Below are 17,838 nucleotides of genomic sequence, written 5' to 3' on the forward strand. Positions count from 1 at the left end.
TGGAAAAGGTGACGGACAGGCGATTGAACCAAAGGAAAACCCAGACGGCGACTCAGGGAGCGGACTCGGCGGCCGTGCAAAACGAGGAGCCGGGGCGGAAGATTTCGACCCACTTCAGGTCCCGTCACCGGGAACGATTCGGGGACGAGGGGCCCTACAAGATGACACCCAAGGGGGCCTGGGCGGCCTCCGATCCGGACGCCCTCCTCTTTTTCTTCCGCCGGCTGAACCTGGAGACCTGCCGGCTTTTCTGCGACCTGGGAAGCGGGGACGGCCTGGCGGTCTGCTGCGCGGCCCTCTTCACCACGGCGGTGGGCATCGAAGCCGACCCGGACCTGTGCCGGGAGGCGACCGCCAACGCCCGGTCGCTCTCCCTGCCTCACCCCGCACTTTTCGTCTGTGCCGACTACACCCGGCTTCGGCCCCACCACGCCGACTGCCTGTACCTCTACCCCGACAAGCCTCCCGCGGAGCTTCACCGACTGGTGCCGCCCGGCTGGCACGGAAGGCTCCTCATCTACGGTCCCCATTTTCCCCCCCGCGGGTTCCGGTGCGAGCAGGCGCTTCGATGGGAGCGAGAGACACTTCACCTCTACCGCCGCCTTTCCCACGAGGAGGCCCGAAACGACCATGGTCGAAGCGGTAAGCCTTGAGACCTACACGGCCTGCGAATTGTGCCCGCACCGCTGCCGGGTGGACCGAACGCGGGGCGAGAAGGGCTTTTGCGGCGCGGGCGCCGTTCTGCGCATCCACGACGCCATGCCCCACTACGGCGAGGAAGAGGTGCTGGTGGGGGAGGGGGGCTCGGGAGCCATCTTCTTTTCCCATTGCACCCTGCGCTGCGTCTACTGCCAGACGGCGGAGATGAGCTGGAAAGGGGAGGGGACGGACACCACCGTCGAGCGCCTGGCCGACCTCATGCTCGAGCTCCAGCGGGACGGCTGCCACAACATCAACCTGATCACGCCCACGCAGTTTCTTCCCCACGTGGTGCAGGGGATCCGGACGGCGCGGGCCCGAGGACTCGCGGTTCCCATCGTCTACAACACGTCGGGATACGAAAGAGTGCCCGTCCTTAGGGACTTGGAAGGATGGGTCGACATCTACCTTGCGGACCTGAAATACGTGTCCCCCTCCGTGGCGCAGCGCCTGTCCGGCGTTCGGGACTACCCCGAGGCGGCATGCCGAGCCTTGCTGGAGATGCATAGCCAGGTGGGGGATCTGGTGGTGGACGAAAGCGGTCTCGCCCGGAGGGGACTCCTCATAAGACACCTGGTGCTTCCGGGATTTGAAGAAGAAACGCGGGCCGTCCTCCGATGGATCGCCTCCCATCTACCTGCGCACACCCACGTGAACCTCATGGGCCATTTTCGCCCCTGCCACCAGGCCCGAAAGCACCCGCCTCTCAACCGGCCCCTCACGGAAGACGAATACCGCGCGGCCCAACAGGCGGCCCGGGAAGCCGGGCTGACCCGCCTGGACACGACCCACGAGAGGCTCTATCCCCTGGTGTGGGCTCGGCAGGAAGCGCCAAAGGAAGAAGAGCCGCCTTTGCAGGCCGGGAACCCGTAGGGGCGTATGATCCTTCGCCCCTCCGTCCCGCATCGACGGAGGATTCGGCGCCATCTTTCATCCATTCCAACGGTCATGGCCGCAGGCCGAATGCTCATTTTCCGACTCCTAAACTGAGCGATTTTTTCTTCGGGTGTCTCTTACACCTCGTGATTAGCGGGCGGGGATAAACCCCGCCCCTACCCAATGGGTCCGGGGCTTTTTGTAGGGGCGGGCTTTACGCCCGCCCTTCAGGACCTGTCCATGAGAAAGAACCGTCCAATTCAGACGACTAGCTCCTGCCCCAGGGGAACCCCGCAGGACCGGCTTGCTGAACGGCCGCGATTCTGGTAGCACAGCAAAGACGTCCCGAGGGCCCTCCGATCCGGAAGGCAAGGGGCCCTCCCAACCGGAACCATCACAACCGACATCCTTCGAAGGAGCCGGCAAGATGACCATCGCTCACCGCATGCGAAACTACATGGAAAGGGCCTCCTGGATCCGCAAGATGTTCGAGGAGGGGGCGCGTCTCAAAAGCCTCCACGGAGCCGAAAACGTGTTCGATTTCAGCCTGGGAAATCCCAACGTTCCCCCGCCGCCTTCGGTCAAGGAAAAGCTCCAGGCGATCATCGACAAACCGGACGGGTCCATCCACAGCTACATGCCCAACGCCGGCCTTCCCGCAACCCGCGAACGGCTGGCGGAATATCTCAGCCGGGAACACGGCGTCCCGCTCACGGCCGATCATGTGGTGATGACCTGCGGAGCCGCCGGAGCCCTCAACATCGTGCTGAAAGCCCTGCTGGACCCCGGGGACGAGGTGGTGGTCCCGGCGCCCTTTTTCGTGGAGTACGGCTTCTACGCCGAAAATCATGGGGGCGTGCTTCGGACCGTTCCCACGCAAAGTGATTTCAAGCTGGATCTGGACGCCCTGGAGGCGGCCATCGGCCTCAAGACCAAGGTGGTGCTCATCAATTCGCCCAACAACCCCACGGGCCAGATCTACGACGCCGATTCCCTGAAGGCCCTGGGAGAGATCCTGCGGCGAAAGAGTCGCCTGGCGGGCCGGGCGATCTTTCTCGTTTCCGACGAACCCTATCGCAAGATCGTCTACACGGACGATCCGGTTCCTTCCGTCTTCCAGGCCTACGAAAATTCTCTTGTGGTCACGTCCTTTTCCAAGGACCTGTCCCTTCCCGGCGAGCGCATCGGCTACGCCGTCCTGCACCCGGAAGCCCGGGACGGGCAGGCCGTCATGGGGGCCATGGTGCTGGCCAACCGGATCCTGGGCTTTGTGAACGCCCCGGCTCTCATGCAGTGGATCCTCCCGGACCTGCTGGAGGAATCGGTGGACGTGGGCATCTATCGAGCCAAGCGAGACCGCCTCTACGGGGCCCTCAAGGAAGCGGGCTACGATCTGATCGAACCCCCAGGCGCCTTCTACCTCTTTCCACGAAGCCCGGTGGCCGACGATGTGGCTTTCGTGAGGATCCTTCAGGAAGAGAACATCCTGGCGGTGCCGGGAAGCGGTTTCGGCGGTCCGGGACACTTCCGCCTGGCCTACTGTGTGGACGACCGCACCATCGAAGGGGCCCTGCCGGGCTTTGCCCGAGCCCTGGAAAAGGCCCGGAAGGCTTAGGAGAGCTTCAGGGGCGGGAAAGCCGCCCCATGCCCTCGGGGCTTTGTTGCCGTTTGACACCTCGACGGGGAAGCGATACCAAGAGGCGAGTGCCGCCGGGGTGAGGTGAGGTTCGTGCCTTTCACCCCGGCGATGGCGAAAATACAAGGAGAGGCGCCATGCAGAGGAAACCCCTAAGGCCTCAACCGCAGGGCGGGAAATCCAGCCGGTCCAGTGTCCCGCGCGCCCTTCTGGGCAGAGTCTTTCTCGCCCTGTCCCTGGGTATCGTTTTCGCCCTCCTCTTATCGCTTCTCTGGAAGCACAACGCGCAGCCTCCTCAAGAGACGGGAGAGCCGTCCAGCAAGCAAAGGCTCTTGAAGGAGGTGCCCAAAACGGCGCTACCGGAGCCCCGCGTGCTGCCCTTGGGATCCCAACCGGGAGATCAAGGCTCGGAAACGGAAGCGGAGCAGCCGTCACCAAGTGATCGGTCCCCGACCGTCGTGCCTTCGGGAACCGCAAGCTCACCTCCTGAGGTGCAACAAGAACAGGAACCCAAACCGGCATCCGTTGCCGGGAAACAGCCGGGAAAGCCGGTCTCTGCAGGAAACGAGGCGCCCCCGGAGGCATCCGGGCAACCGACGGAATCGGCAACGTCCGTCCCAGGAGAGAAGGGGGCATCCTCCGCCGAACAGGCCGCCCGGGAGCCATCAAGTCCCCAGGCGCCCGCCGTGACGCCGACCTCGCAAAAGCCGGTCTATGTGGTCCAAGTGGGGGCCTTCAGCCGAATGGAAAACGCCGAAAGAATCTCGCGGCGGCTCAAGGAGAGGGGGTTTCAGATCCAAGTGAGGCCGTTCCGGCACAAGTCGCTGGGCCGTCTCTACCTGGTGAGGCTGAACCCCATGCCGTCTGAAGAGGAAGCCCGCAAGGCGGCGGACAAGATCGCCGCCCTGGAAAAGACTCAACCCATGGTGATCAAGCTCGACAAGGCCCCGTAGAAGGCCGCCTTTCAGGCGCCGCCACAGGCGGCCCGACGGCGTTTCTTGATCTCCCGCCGACACAGTTCCCAGATCATGCACGCCTGCCGATGACGGCAATAGAGCTCGGGATCGGTACACGCATCACACGCGTCCACGCACTCCCGGCAATACCCGTAAAGATATTTCTCGCATCGCACCACCGCCTCCCGCTCCGGATGAAACCGGCACCGATCCGTCATTTCAACAGGGCCTCCTCTCTTTGGCGATTCTTCAGCGCCTCCTGCACGGACGGGAAGAGACTCTGGTCCGTATGGGGCAGAAAGAGCGCCGCCACAAATTCATCCATGAAACCCGGATGAACGCTCAACTCAAAATAGGTCATCTGACGGGCGATGGCATTGGCCTTCCTGTAGGCATGGGTGGAAAGAAGGGCCTGCCGGGCGCCCCCCAACGAACTGTTTCCGATGAACAAAACCTTCTCCCGGGGAACGTCCGGAAGCAAACCGATGCGGATGGATTTTTCGATGTCCAGATGGGCGCCGAAGCCGCCCGCCACGTAGAGGCGATCCAAATCGGAAAACCGAAGTCCCAGGCTTTCCAGAAGCACCTTCATGGCGGCCAGGACCGCCGCCTTGCTTTTCATGAGGTTGCCGATGTCATCTTCCGTGATGACCACCGGCTCTCCCGTTTCGCTCTCCGTCTCTTTCGCCAGGACGAATTCCGGCACCCCGTCCACTTCCCGCACCCGGGGGTGATCCAGCCGGACGAACTTGCCGCTTTGATCGATGATGCCTTCGGCCACCAGCTCGGCCATGCAGTCGATGAGGCCCGATCCGCAGATCCCGCGCGCCTTGCCTCCGCCGATGGTCTGGATCTCCAGTCGATCCCCGCGGATGCGCACCTTTTGCACGGCCCCCTTGGTGGCCCGCATACCGCACTTGGTTCCGCCGCCTTCGAAAGCGGGACCCGCCGAGGCGGAGCAGCACACAAGCCATTCATTGTTGCCCACCACGATCTCACCGTTGGTGCCGATGTCGATGAGGGCGCTCAGCTGGGGGCTGTCGTTCATGCCGCAGGCCAGAACACCCGCCGTGATGTCCCCGCCCACGTAGCTGCTGACGCACGGCATGCAGTGGAGCAGGGCGTCCGGGTGGCCCGTGAGCCCCACCTCGGCGGCCCGAGCCCAGGGAATGCGCGTGGCCGTGGGAATGTAGGGTTCCAGACGGATGGTGCAGGGCTCCAGGCCCAGCAACAGGTGGGTCATGGTGGTGTTGCCCGCGGCCACGAACGAGATGATGTCCGTGTGCTGGATGCCGGCGCCCGCCACCAGGGAATTGACCAAGGTGTTGATGGTGGTCACCACGGCGTTTTTGAGCGGGTCCAGACCGCCGTGGCCGCACGCGTAGATCATTCGGGAAATGACGTCCTCCCCGTAGCGGGCCTGCTGGTTGTGGCTCGCTTCCACTCCCACCACCTGGCTGCTCTTGAGATCCACCAGTTGCGCCACGATCGTGGTGGTCCCCACATCGACGGCCACACCGTAGGCGTTCCGGGTCGTGTCGCCGGGCTCCAGAGAGCGCACATGGTGGCAGTGGGAATCCAACGCATGCACCAGAGCGGTCACTTCCCAATGGTTGTCGCGAAGAAGGCGGGCCAGATTCCTAAGGCAGGCAAAGTCCGCCTCCCACTTCACATCAGGAAACTTTTGAGCCAATGCGCGATAGATGCGCTCGAGATCGGACAGGTTGTCCTTCAGGGTGGGCTCCGGAAGCTTCAGGAAGACCTTGTGGCACAAGGGTTCGTAATAGGGCACGGGCACCGGCGCCGCCCCGGCTTCCTGGGAAGAGGGCGCCCCGTATTGCACGATGTTGTCCACCATGAGGATCTGCTCTTCCTCCCGGCGCGACTCGGGGGGAATCCAGACCTCCACGTCCCGGTCCTTGAGAGTGCTCTGGCACGCCAGCACGTACCCTTCGTCCACTTCCTTGCGATCCAGAAAGCCGATACCCCGACTGGAAAACTCCACCTCCCCGGAAAGGACCTTGAGCCGGCACTTGCCGCACACCCCCTGGCCTCCACAAAGGCTGTTGATGTAGATACCGGCCAGCGCGGCCACATCCAGAAGGGTCTCCCCCGGGCCGGCTTCCACCACCCGATTCTCCGGCTGGAACGTCACCTTGATGCGATTCGCCATCTGCGTCTCCTCAATCGTGCAGGGAAAGGATCGGGCCTTCCGAGCTCGCCCCCGGATCCACATACCTGTCAGAATCATTGTCGCATCCCTTATAATACCCGTTGTCCGCAGAGACAAGGCCGGGGGCCGTGATGAGTGATGAGTGATGAGTGATGAGTGATGAGTGATGAGTGAGCGTGTCTTCACCGGGGACGGCATATATTTTGTGCAATCAAGACACGCGGGGTGAGGGAATGACTTCGAGGACCCGAGGGACGACTCCCCCCTTTCCCAAAGGGGGGCTGGGGGGGATTCCCCCGACACCCAAGCCGACTATGCCCCACACTTCAGGCCGTGGATAGGGAGCTTGGTCCAGTCGGTTCCGATGGCATATACCCTGCCTGGATGTGTTGTGTAGGGGCAAGTCATGATTCGCCCCTACGGACCGCCACCAATCCACAAGACGAATGGCCGTTGAATGCCGCGATGAGGCCGTAAGGCGCTTGCGGGAAGTCTGCCGGGCCCGAGGCAGGCCCAGACCACCGTTCAACCTTGTCGGGCATGCGGCTGCCCGGACGTGCCGCCCGGTTTGGACTCCTGCAGGCAGAGTTGAACCAGGTCGTCCAAACGGGCCTCGGCCATGGCGATGCACGTATCCGCCGCTCCGTAATAGATCCGCAACCGGCCGTCGGGCTCCACCACGGCGCCACAGGGGAAGACCACATTGGGCACGTCCCCCGTGCGCTCGTAGGGCTCCTCGGGCCCGAAAATGAAGTGGGGCGTATAGCCGACTACCTTGTGCGGTTCTGCCTTGTCCAGGAGCATGGCGCCCACCCGGTACAGACGACCGGAACCCGTCAAACGAACACCGTGATACAGCGCCAGCCAGCCATGAGGGGTTGGGATGGGAGGCGTACAGATCCCCAGCTTGGAAGTGCTCCATCCCGGTTCGGGGCTGAGCACCACCCGAGCCCGCCCCCAATGGATGAGATCGGGCGAATAGGTGACCCAGATGCTCCCCGACTGCCCGCCGTAACCGGACGGCCGGTCGAAAAGCACGTAATGCCCGTTCACCTTTTCAGGCAGAAGGGCGCCGTCCTTGTTGTCCACTTCGGTGGCCAGACCAATCCGCTGAAACCTCTGGAAGTCCGTGGTGGCCCCGATGGCCACCCGAGGCCCATACGGTCCGAACGCCGTGTAGACGATGTAGTACGTATCGCCGATCCGAGTGATTCGAGGATCCTCGACCCCGTAACGCTCGTAGGGTTCGTACTCCGGATCCTCGGAAGGGGTGATCCACGGTTTCGGATCCACCCGGAACCGGATTCCATCCTCGGACCAGGCCAGCGTGAGGTGGCTCCTTCCGCTGAAGTCCTCTACCCGCAACAACAGCAGATACTGCCCTTCGAATTGACAGGCCGCTGCATTGAAGACCGTGTTGCACGGATAGGGAATGTCGTCGCGGGTCAGAATCGGGTTGTTTGGGTAACGCACAAAAGGATGCAACTTTGCAGATGCCATCGCGCAAGTCCTCCCTTCTGACGTTTTCCGTTCCTGAAACTTATCATGAAGCTCGGTTCGCGGACCGGAACCCTGCAACCAGGAGGGGAGTCCCCCCCCAACCCTCCTTCGAAAAAGAGGCGAGCGTCCCAGGGGCGACCCCACTCATTCCCCGACCCATCACCCATCACCCATTACCCATCACCCATTACCCATCACCCATTACCCATCACTCATTACTCGTCACTCATTACTCGTCACTCATTACTCGTCACTCATTACTCGTCACGGTCCCGGCATCAGTCCACGCGGATCACGTGGGTTTCGATCGGGGGAATGTCCAGAAGGCTCTCATAGACCGCCATGTGCTGATCCGCCACACGGTCCCAGGAGACCTGGTCACGCACGTATCTTCGTGCGTTCCGGGAGAAGGCGTCCCAGAGTTTCGGTTCGGAAAGCAGGCGTCCAATGGCATGGACAAAGTCCTCCGGCGTGGGACACACGAAGCCGGCTCCAGACCGGTTCATGGCTTGTTCCATGGCCGGCGTATCGCTGACCACCACCGGCCGCCCGAAGGCCAGGGCATGAGCCAGAATGCCGCTCTGGGAGGAGATCTTGTAAGGCAGCGCCACCACGTCCGCCGCCGACACCACCGTATCGAAGGTCTCCTGGGGCAGCTGTCCCCGGATGAAGTAGATGGCGTCGCGTTCCGGAGAATTTCGGATCCGTTCCAACAGGCTGTTCCGGTAATCCAGGTATTCCCGGCCTCGGGTCTTGCCGGCAATGACCAGGATCACGTCCCGGTAGCGACGCCGGATTTCGGGAAAGATGTCGATGATCAGCTCGAAGTTCTTGGACGGCCGAAAATAGCCCACCATGAGGAGGACTTTCTTGTCCGGGGGAAGATTCAACTTCCGTTTGGCTTCGTGGATCGGTTCCACGATTCGCGCCCCATGGGGTATGACGCACACCTTTTCCATCCATTCCGGCGGGTAGATCCGAGCCAACGATTCCAATTGGTAGGGTTCGTGCACGACAACACGATTGGAATGGAGCAGGATGGAATCCAGGATGATCCTCGGCTTTTCTGGGATCACGTCGTAAACGGTGTGCAGGGTGGTGACCACGGGTAAGCCGCTCAGCCGAAGGTGCAGGATCAGCGGAACCACGGCCACGCCGAAATTCTTTCCAAACAGTCCGAATTCATGCTGGATATGGACCAGATCGGGCGTAAACCGGGTGAGCACGGAAAAGGCCCGATCCCCCAGATCGCCGTCTTCGTAGTCGAAGGCGGGGATCACCTGGGGGCCTGAGCCCCCCAGATGGCTCACCACGTAACAGTCCTGGTGCTTGCGTCTTAGGGCCTCGGTAAGATACTGGGTGTAGGTGGCAATACCACATTCAATGGGCGGATAGGTGGAGACGAACCCAATGCGCATGGCACAACCTCCTTCTTCCCCCCGGGCCGCCACCGAGACGACCGGAGATTAGCAACAACCTCCATTAAGAGGGGCAGTGACCAGGAAGAATGAACCGCGCCTTTCTGTCGTCTGATTTCGTTAAAATTTAGGTACGGAGGCAGCTTGATGGAAGAGGGCGGAGCCCCCAAATCGCACGACCCCATCGTTCATCTTCCCATCGACGGGACGCTGGACCTGCACACCTTCCGGCCTGAAGAGGCGGCGGACCTGGTTCGGGACTACCTGGAAGAGGCGGCGGCCAAAGGACTTCGCCAGGTCACCATCATTCACGGGAAGGGCAGGGGAGTGCTTCGGCATCGGGTGCGATCCCTCCTGGCGAAGCATCCCCTCGTGGTCGATTTTCGGGACGCGGATCGCGACGGAGGGGCCTGGGGCGCCACCGTGGTGCGCCTTCACGGGGCCGATGCCCCGCCTTCCGACGCGGGGCGGGAACGGGAAGAGGGCGCCGGCGCCACACAATCCGCCCCCGGATTGTCTTTCTGGATCAAATTCCTGGCGGGCCTGGCCGCCGGAGCCGCCCTCGCCTGGCTCTTGTTGAAGTGATGGGTGATGTGTAACGAGTGACGCGAAACGAAGCTCTCCAGAGCGCATTCTGGGTCACCCATCACTCGTCACTCATCACTCGTCACTCGGCGCAAAGCCGCGGCGCATGGTGTTTTCCGCCACGTTTCGCGGCACCATGAACTGGAGCAGGTAGTCGGGGCCTCCCGCCTTGGATCCCACCCCGGACATCTTGAATCCTCCGAAGGGATGGCGCTCCACGATGGCCCCGGTGGATCCCCGGTTGATGTAGAGGTTCCCCACGCGGAAGCGGCGCCGGGCCTTCTCGATGTTTTCCGGGCTGCGACTGAAGACCGCGCCGGTGAGGGCGTACTGGGTGCTGTTGGCCACCTCCAGGGCTTCATCGAAATCGCGCACCTTCAGGACGCTCAGCACCGGCCCGAAGATTTCCTCCTGGGCCAGCCGGTGCTCGGGGCGAATTTCCGTGAAGATGGCCAGCGGAACGAAGTGTCCGTTTTTTCCCTCCACGGGCCGCTCCACCAGCACCTTGCCCTCCCGCTTTCCGATTTCGATGTATTCCAGGATCTTTTCCCGAGCTCGGGCGTCGATCACCGCCCCCATCACGTTCTTCGGATTTTCCACCGGTCCCAGCTCCAGGCTTTCCGCCGCCGCCCGAAGCCGCTCCAGGAGCTTGTCGTAGTTTTCCTCCAGCACGATGAGGCGCGAACAGGCGGAACATTTCTGACCCTGGTAGCCGAACGCGGAATGGAGCACCTGCACCACCGCCTCATCGAGATCCGCGTCCGCATCGATGATGATGGCGTTCTTGCCGCCCATTTCGGCCACCACGTTCTTGACGAACTGGGCGTCCGAAGGCGTCCTGGCGGCCCGCTCGATGATCCGGAGGCCGATTTCCTTGCTTCCCGTGAAGGCGATCATGGCCACGTCGGGATGGGTCACCAGGAGGTCTCCGATCTTCCCGCCCGGGCCGGGCAGGAAGTTGAGCACCCCCTTGGGAAGCTTCGCTTCTTCGAAGATCCGGTACACCCAGTATCCGATCACCGGCGACTGGGACGCGGGCTTGTAAACCACCGTGTTTCCGGTGACCAAGGCGGCCGAGGTCATCCCCACCGAGATGGCGAAGGGAAAGTTCCAGGGCGCCACCACCGCCGTCACGCCCCGGGGTTCATAGAAAAGGTGACTCACCTCGCCAGGCACGTGGCCCATGCGCCGCGGCGTGCCGAGCCGGATCATCTCCCGGCCGTAATACTCCAGAAAGTCGATGGCCTCGCATACATCCGCATCGGCCTCCTTCCAGCTCTTGCCCACTTCGTAGACTTGGAGAGCGGCCAATTCGTACCGGCGATTCCTGGCCGCCTGAGCGGCCCGGAAAAGATACTCGGCCCGTTCCCGGGGCGGCGTGTCGCGCCAGGCGTCGAAGGCGTCCTTGGCGGCCGCCACCGCCTGAAGGGCTTCCTCCTCACCGGCTGACGCCACCACGCCCACCACCTGATCCGTGCGGTTGGGATTGGTGGAGGAAAAGGTCTCGCGGGTCCGGACCTTTTTGCCGTTGATGACCAGAGGAACCTGTACGGGAAAATCCTTGGGCAGTTTGGCCAGAGTCCTCTCGAAGGTCCGGCGCACCTCGGCGATGGTCCAGTCCCAGGGCGGTTCGTTCACGAAGGGGCCCTTGTCTCCGTATTCCGGGGCGGACCGCGGCGGCCTTTGGGGTTCCGGATGCTCCGCGGCCAGTTCCACCGGGTTTCGCAGGAGCTCTTCCCGCGACACCCCCTCGGAGAAGCTGAGCCTCAAAAAGGATTCGTTGCTGGTGTTTTCCAGAAGACGCCGCACCAGGTAGGCCATGCCCGGAATCATCTCCCCGATGGGCGTGTAGAGGCGAAGGGGAAGTCCCGCCTTTTTCAGCGCCGTGCGCACCGGTTCCGCCATGCCGTAAAGGATCTGGTATTCGATGCGGTCTTCCGGCACCTTCAGGTCCTTGGAAAGCTCAATGACGTAGGCCAGGCTGCGGATGTTGTGGGAGGCGCAGGCAAAACCCACGTGGGCGCTGTTTTCCATGAGGAGGCGGGCCAGTTTTTCGAAGTTGGCGTCCGTATCGTACTTGTTGGTATAGACCGGAACCGGCCAGTGATTCTGCCGCGCCCAGATGACCTCCGCATCCCAATAGGCGCCCTTGACCAGACGCACCGTGCACGGCTGCCTGTTCTTCCTGGCCCAGTCGATGAGATCGCGAAGATCCGCCTCACTGTCCCGCAGATAGGCTTGAATCACCACACCCGTGTGGGGATAGCCGCGGAATTCGGGCTCTTCCATGAGGCTCTTGTAGAGGGCCAGCGTGATGTTCTTGAGCGCCGTGTGTTCCATGTCCAGACACACGAAGGCGCCCAGCTCCATGGCCTTTCGAAAGAGGGGCCGAAGCCTGTCCTTGGCGCGATCCACCGAATAGTCGAAGGCGCACGCGTTCATCTGGGAATACATGGCGGAAGGCTTGATGGAGACGTTGAGCTTGGGGGCCCAGCCCCAGTCCAGATCCCCGGCCCCGTCCCCCAGAGCCTTCCAGCTCCGGGCCGCTGTCCCCAGCACGTCGAAAAGATCCAGGTAGCGCTCCAGGTAGGCCTCCTCCTCTTCCCGGGACACCACCGCCTCGCCCAAAAGATCCGCCGTAAAGGCCAAACCTTGAGCGCGCATCTTTTCCAGGACCGGCAAAGCCTCTCGGGCGTCGGCACCTGCAATGAACTGGAGGCCCATGTTGGCGATGTTCTTGGCCATGCTCCTGGCCACCATCTTGGCGGCCATGGAGGTGGGGGAAAGCTGGCGGAGCCCCCACTGCAGCGCCATGGGAAAACACTGATCCGGTCGGCAGAAGTATTCCTGAAGGTGCTTGGCCACCGATTCGGGCCGGGTGAGGTAGGGGAAGACGTCCACGAAGCGAAACATCTCCACCTTGAACGCCTCGTTTTGCATGCACCATTCCATGACCTTCCCGGTCCAGAAATCCTTTCGGAAAATGGACGGAGTTTCTCCTTCGATGAGCTGGTAGAGCCACAGGCCCGTCTGGCGGATTCGCTTTTCCAAGTCTCTGCTCATGACCCACTCCTTTTCGTCACCTCGGCGGGAACGGGGACGACATCCTTTTCCGGGACTTGTCAAATCTTATTTGATCACATGAAATGTATGGCACGCTACGCTAGAAGAACCTCCGTGGGCTGTCAAGTTGACAGTGCGAAGACCGGTCTGCTATTTTCCATTCGTTTAAGGGTATCATAATTTTTTCACAAGGACACAGGGATCGAAGGCAGGGACTCAACGGACAAGGAGGATTCCATGAAGAGGGTGTTCATTGCACTGATGGCACTGTGTCTCCTGGCGGGCGTGCCGACCTTGGCGGCCGCCGATTCCGTCAAGATCGGCCTCATGGGACCCATGACCGGGCCCTGGGCCAGCGAAGGGCAGGAGATGAAGCAGGTCCTGGACCTTCTTGCCGAGGATCTGAATGCCAAGCGCGGTCTTTTGGGCAAGACCGTGGAGGTGGTGAGTGAAGACGACGGGGGCGATCCGCGGACGGCGGCTCTGGCGGCCCAGCGTTTGGCCACCCAGGGGATCGTGGCCGTGATCGGCACCTACGGGTCGTCGGTGACGGAAGCCACCCAGAACATCTACGACGAGTCCAAAATCATCCAGATCGCCAACGGCTCCACGGCCATTCGCCTGACGGAAAAGGGCCTGAAATATTTCTTCCGCACCTGTCCGCGCGACGACGAGCAGGGCCGGGTGGCGGTCCAGACCATCCAGAAGCTGGGGTTCAAGAAGGTGGCGATCCTCCATGACAACACCACCTATGCCAAGGGCCTGGCCGACGAGGCCAAGGGGTTGCTTGAAAAGGAAGGTGTGGAGATCGTCTTCTACGATGCCCTGACGCCCGGGGAACGGGACTACACGGCCATCCTCACCAAGATGAAGGGAGCCAGCCCGGATGTGGTCTTCTTCACCGGCTACTATCCGGAAGCGGGCCTGCTGCTTCGCCAGAAAAAGGAGATGAACTGGCCCGTGCCTTTCATCGGCGGCGATGCCACCAACAATCCGGACCTGGTCAAGATCGCCGGAAAGGACGCGGCGGAAGGCTTTTATTTTCTGAGCGCTCCGTTGCCCAAGGACCTTCCCACCCCTGAGGCCAAGGCGTTCCTGGCCGAGTTCAAGAAGAAGTACGGTAATGAGCCCGCCTCCATCTACGCGGTGCTGGCCGGCGACGGGTTCCGCGTGATCTCGGCAGCCATCGAAGCCGTCAAGTCCACCGACCCGGACGCCCTGGCCGATTATCTCCACAACAAGATGAAGGACTTCCCGGGCCTCACCGGAACCCTTTCGTTCAACGAAAAGGGTGATCGCGTGGGCGAAGTCTACCGGGTTTACAAGGTGGATGCCGACGGCAACTTCATCCTGCAGCCGTAAGCCTCACCCGCAACCATCCGGCTCCGGACGGGGGACGGCCCGTCCGGAGCCCATGCCTTTCCCGCAAGAAAAGAGAATCCACTTCCCATGGAAGAGTTTTTTCAACAACTGACCAACGGGTTGGCCGTGGGCGGCATCTACGCGCTCATCGCCCTGGGCTACACCATGGTCTACGGCGTCCTGAAGCTCATCAACTTCGCCCACGGCGACCTCTTCACCATCGGCTCGTACCTGGGCCTCACGCTGCTCACATCCCTTTCTCTAACAGACCGGCTGGCCCCGGCGGCGGGGGTGCTGGTGCTGGCCGTGATGGTCATGGGCCTGGTGGCCGTGGTGGGGGCCCTCCTGGAACGGGTGGCCTACCGTCCTCTTCGCCAATCCCCCCGGCTTTCGGCGGTGGTCTCCGCCCTGGGAGCGTCCATCTTCTTTTCCAACGCCCTCATGCTCATCTACGGAGCCCGCTTCCAGGTCTATCCCCAGGGCATTTTGCCGAAAGTCGCCGTCAACATCTTCGGGCTTTACGTTCCGCTCGTTCGCATCCTCATCCTCGCCGCCTCCGTGGTCATGATGCTGGCCCTCTACTTTTTCATCCAAAAGACGCGGATCGGCACGGCCATCCGGGCGGCGGCCATCGATCAGGACGCCGCGCGCCTCATGGGCATCGACGTGGACCGGGTGATCCTCTTCGTCTTTCTCATCGGTCCGGCCCTGGGCGGCGTGGCGGGGCTCATGGTGGGCCTGCACTACGGCCAGATCAACTTCACCATGGGGTGGGTCTACGGACTCAAGGCCTTCACCGCGGCGATCCTGGGCGGGATCGGCAACATCCCGGGCGCCATGGTGGGGGGGATCCTTCTCGGGGTCATCGAAGCCCTGGGGGCCGCGTATCTTTCCATCGCCTGGAAGGATGCCATCGCCTTCGGCGTGCTCATCATCATTCTCATTGTGCGGCCCACGGGATTGCTGGGTGAACGAGTGGCGGAAAAGGTATGATGGAAAAACGGACCCTCACTTATCTTGTCCTCGGGGCCGTTTTGGCCCTTTGTCCCCTGGTATTGAATCCCTATTGGACGGACGTTCTGAACAACATCGGCCTGTACGCCGCCCTTGGCCTGAGCCTCAACCTGATCGTGGGACACGCCGGGCTTTTCAACCTGGGACACGCGGCTTTCTACGCGGTGGGCGCCTACACGGCGGCGATCCTCAACACGATGTTCCACATTCCCGTGCTGGCGCTCCTGCCCCTGTGCGCTCTCACGGCCGGGATCTTCGCGCTCCTGGTGGCCAAGCCCATCATTCACCTGAGGGGCGACTACCTGTGCATCGTCACCATCGGCGTGGGCGAAATCGTTCGCATCGCCCTGATCAACAACATCTTCGGCATCACCGGAGGCGCCAACGGGATCTTCGGCATCAGCCGCCCGAACCTTTTCGGGCTCGTGATCCGAAAGCCCCACGAATTTTTCTATCTCATCTGGTTTTTCGTGGCCGCCACAGCCTTTTTCTTTCACCGCTTGGAAAATTCCCGCTTCGGCCGCGCCCTCAATTATCTTCGCGAAGACGAGACGGCGGCGGAAGGAAGCGGCATCGATACGGCCCACTACAAGCTCATGGCGTTTGTCATCGGGGCCGCCTGGGCCGGTATGGTGGGCAACCTCTACGCCGCCAAAATGACCATCATCTCCCCTGAGTCCTTCAGCTTTTGGGAGTCCGTGCTCATGTTCACCCTGATCATCCTGGGGGGATCGGGGAGTATTCCCGGGGTGCTTCTGGGAGCGTTCCTGGTGATCGGTCTTCCCGAAGTCTTCCGAGGCTTCACCAACGCCCGCATGATGGTTTTCGGCGCCGCCATGATCGCCATGATGATCTTTCGAACCGGTGGGATCCTGCCGGCCAAGCCGCGCCGCTACATCCTTCCCGGCCGGGAAGAAGGGCAGGGGGGTGCGGCATGAGCGGCCTTCTCAGTCTTTCTCGGGTGACCAAGACCTTCGGGGGGCTCACGGCTGTCAACTCCGTCTCCTTCGACGTGGAAGAGGGGACCGTCATGGGGCTCATCGGCCCCAACGGCGCAGGAAAGACCACCGTCTTCAACCTCATCACCGGCATCTACCGCCCCGATCAAGGGGACATCCTCTTCCAGAACCAGTCGGTGGTGGGCAAACGCACCCACAAGATCGTGGCCCGCGGCATCGGCCGAACCTTCCAAACCATCCGACTCTTCCAGAACCTCACCGTGCTGGAAAACGTGCTGGCCGGTTGCCACTGCCGCATGCGCGCCGGAGCCCTGGCGGCCATGCTGCGCACCCCCGGCCAGCGCCGTGAAGAGCGGAAGGCTATCGAAAACGCTCTCCGGGCCCTGGCCTTCGTGGGCCTGGAAAAGGACGCGCTCCAGCAGGCCAAAAACCTCTCCTACGGAAACCAGCGCCTCCTGGAAGTGGCCCGGGCCCTGGCCACGGAACCCAAGCTCATCATCCTGGACGAGCCCGCAGGCGGCATGAACGAACAGGAAACCGCCGAGCTCATCCATCTCATTCGAAAGATTCAGGCCCAGGGCATCACGGTCCTTCTGATCGAACACGACATGAGCCTGGTGATGCGCGTGTGCGAACGCATCGTGGTGCTGGAATACGGATCCAAGATCGCCGAAGGAACCCCGGAGGAGATCCAGGCCGATCCGCGGGTCATCGAAGCGTACCTGGGAACGGAAGAAGATTACTGAAATGCTCCAAGTGGTCGACCTTCGAGTCAAGTACGGCAATATCGAAGTTCTTCACGGCATCAACCTGGACGTGAAGGAAGGGGAGATCGTCACCATCCTGGGAGCCAACGGGGCGGGCAAATCCACCACGCTGCTCACCATCAGCGGCTTGGTGAAGCCCGCCTCGGGCGCCATCTACTACAACAAGACCTCGCTCCACAGGCTCCCCCCCCACCGGGTGGTGGAAGCGGGCATCGCCCACGTTCCCGAAGGGCGCCGCATCTTCGGAACCCTCACCGTGCAGGAAAACCTGAACTTGGGCGCTTTCACCTGCACCGACACGACTCGAATCCGAAAGACCCAGGAATGGATCTACGAGCTCTTTCCGGTGCTGGCCGAAAGGCGGGGGCAGTTGGCCGGCACCCTGAGCGGCGGGGAACAGCAGATGCTCGCCATCGCCCGCGGACTCATGAGCCACCCCAAGATTCTCCTGCTGGACGAGCCCAGCCTGGGCCTGGCGCCGCTTCTGGTCAAGACCATCTTTCAGACCATCAAGGAAATCAACGAATCGGGCGGGGTCACCATCGTGCTGGTGGAACAGAACGCCCGGGCGGCCCTGAAGCTGGCCCACCGGGGCTACGTGCTGGAGGTGGGAAACATCGTGCTGGAAGATACCGCCCAGGGGCTTCTGACCAACCCGGACGTGCAAAAGGCCTATCTCGGCGGCGGCGGTTGATCGGCCGCCGTCCAATGGGAGATTCCAGAATTGGACGATTCTTTCTCATGGACAGGTTCTGAAGGGCGGGCGTAAAGCCCGCCCCTACAAAAGGGCACGGATCCATTGGGTAGGGGCGGGGTTTACCCCCGCCCGC

Annotated in this window: 15 protein-coding genes; 10 read left to right on the forward strand and 5 right to left on the reverse strand. The window is 62.2% G+C overall.

The genetic code is table 11. The annotated features are described in order from the left end of the window. Positions 1–23 precede the first annotated feature (23 nt). The 4 genes from BUB04_RS19065 (at position 24) to BUB04_RS19395 (ending at position 4,164) form a co-directional block, all read left to right on the forward strand. Positions 24–653, forward strand: coding sequence for a class I SAM-dependent methyltransferase (locus tag BUB04_RS19065; protein ID WP_143156483.1), 630 nt, complete (start codon positions 24–26; stop codon positions 651–653). Next, positions 631–1,572, forward strand: coding sequence for a radical SAM protein (locus tag BUB04_RS13130; protein WP_073040256.1), 942 nt, complete (start codon positions 631–633; stop codon positions 1,570–1,572). Before BUB04_RS19065 ends, BUB04_RS13130 begins: the two co-directional genes overlap by 23 nt. Before the next feature lie 430 nt (positions 1,573–2,002). Beyond that, a complete protein-coding gene (locus BUB04_RS13135) occupies positions 2,003–3,190 on the forward strand; it encodes a pyridoxal phosphate-dependent aminotransferase (RefSeq protein WP_073040259.1) in 1,188 nt (395 codons plus the stop codon). Between the two features lie 707 nt (positions 3,191–3,897). After that, positions 3,898–4,164: an SPOR domain-containing protein gene (locus tag BUB04_RS19395; protein ID WP_073040261.1), complete on the forward strand. Its 267-nt coding sequence runs from the start codon at positions 3,898–3,900 to the stop codon at positions 4,162–4,164. A gap of 11 nt (positions 4,165–4,175) precedes the next feature. Here BUB04_RS19395 and BUB04_RS13145 read toward each other — a convergent pair whose 3' ends face one another. The 4 genes from BUB04_RS13145 to BUB04_RS13160 all read right to left on the reverse strand — a co-directional run bounded on the left by BUB04_RS13145 (position 4,176) and on the right by BUB04_RS13160 (position 9,258). After that, a complete protein-coding gene (locus BUB04_RS13145) occupies positions 4,176–4,385 on the reverse strand; it encodes a hypothetical protein (RefSeq protein WP_073040263.1) in 210 nt (69 codons plus the stop codon). Continuing rightward, complete coding sequence (locus BUB04_RS13150; protein WP_073040264.1) at positions 4,382–6,340, reverse strand: ASKHA domain-containing protein; 1,959 nt, start codon at positions 6,338–6,340, stop codon at positions 4,382–4,384. The genes BUB04_RS13145 and BUB04_RS13150 overlap by 4 nt, the downstream gene beginning before the upstream one ends. Before the next feature lie 525 nt (positions 6,341–6,865). Then, on the reverse strand, positions 6,866–7,840 hold the full coding sequence (locus BUB04_RS13155) for a glycoside hydrolase family 130 protein (RefSeq protein WP_073040266.1): 975 nt from the start codon (positions 7,838–7,840) through the stop codon (positions 6,866–6,868). A 278-nt stretch (positions 7,841–8,118) separates the two neighbouring features. Beyond that, positions 8,119–9,258, reverse strand: coding sequence for a glycosyltransferase (locus tag BUB04_RS13160; RefSeq protein ID WP_073040268.1), 1,140 nt, complete (start codon positions 9,256–9,258; stop codon positions 8,119–8,121). A gap of 147 nt (positions 9,259–9,405) precedes the next feature. Between BUB04_RS13160 and BUB04_RS13165 the strand changes: the two genes are divergently transcribed. Continuing rightward, complete coding sequence (locus BUB04_RS13165) at positions 9,406–9,843, forward strand: Smr/MutS family protein (protein WP_073040270.1); 438 nt, start codon at positions 9,406–9,408, stop codon at positions 9,841–9,843. A 75-nt stretch (positions 9,844–9,918) separates the two neighbouring features. On the opposite strand, the gene pruA is transcribed toward BUB04_RS13165, so the two are convergent. Beyond that, a complete protein-coding gene (gene pruA, locus BUB04_RS13170; protein WP_073040272.1) occupies positions 9,919–12,906 on the reverse strand; it encodes an L-glutamate gamma-semialdehyde dehydrogenase in 2,988 nt (995 codons plus the stop codon). Positions 12,907–13,143: 237 nt separating this feature from the next. Here pruA and BUB04_RS13175 point away from each other — a divergent pair, with 237 nt between their 5' ends. From BUB04_RS13175 to BUB04_RS13195, 5 genes are all read left to right on the forward strand, one after another. Continuing rightward, positions 13,144–14,268 (forward strand): branched-chain amino acid ABC transporter substrate-binding protein, encoded by a 1,125-nt coding sequence (locus tag BUB04_RS13175; RefSeq protein ID WP_073040274.1) that lies wholly within the window; start codon positions 13,144–13,146, stop codon positions 14,266–14,268. Positions 14,269–14,355: 87 nt separating this feature from the next. Beyond that, a complete protein-coding gene (locus BUB04_RS13180; RefSeq protein ID WP_073040275.1) occupies positions 14,356–15,261 on the forward strand; it encodes a branched-chain amino acid ABC transporter permease in 906 nt (301 codons plus the stop codon). Then, positions 15,261–16,220 carry a branched-chain amino acid ABC transporter permease gene (locus BUB04_RS13185; RefSeq protein ID WP_073040313.1) on the forward strand — a complete coding sequence of 320 codons (960 nt, stop codon included), beginning with the start codon at positions 15,261–15,263 and terminating at the stop codon, positions 16,218–16,220. The genes BUB04_RS13180 and BUB04_RS13185 overlap by 1 nt, the downstream gene beginning before the upstream one ends. Next, on the forward strand, positions 16,217–16,987 hold the full coding sequence (locus BUB04_RS13190; protein ID WP_073040277.1) for an ABC transporter ATP-binding protein: 771 nt from the start codon (positions 16,217–16,219) through the stop codon (positions 16,985–16,987). The genes BUB04_RS13185 and BUB04_RS13190 overlap by 4 nt, the downstream gene beginning before the upstream one ends. Before the next feature lies 1 nt (position 16,988). Then, positions 16,989–17,702, forward strand: coding sequence for an ABC transporter ATP-binding protein (locus tag BUB04_RS13195; RefSeq protein ID WP_073040279.1), 714 nt, complete (start codon positions 16,989–16,991; stop codon positions 17,700–17,702). Positions 17,703–17,838 lie beyond the last annotated feature (136 nt).

It is taken from the genome of Desulfacinum infernum DSM 9756 (genome assembly GCF_900129305.1).
In the GTDB taxonomy this organism is placed as follows: Bacteria; Desulfobacterota; Syntrophobacteria; order Syntrophobacterales; family DSM-9756; genus Desulfacinum; species Desulfacinum infernum.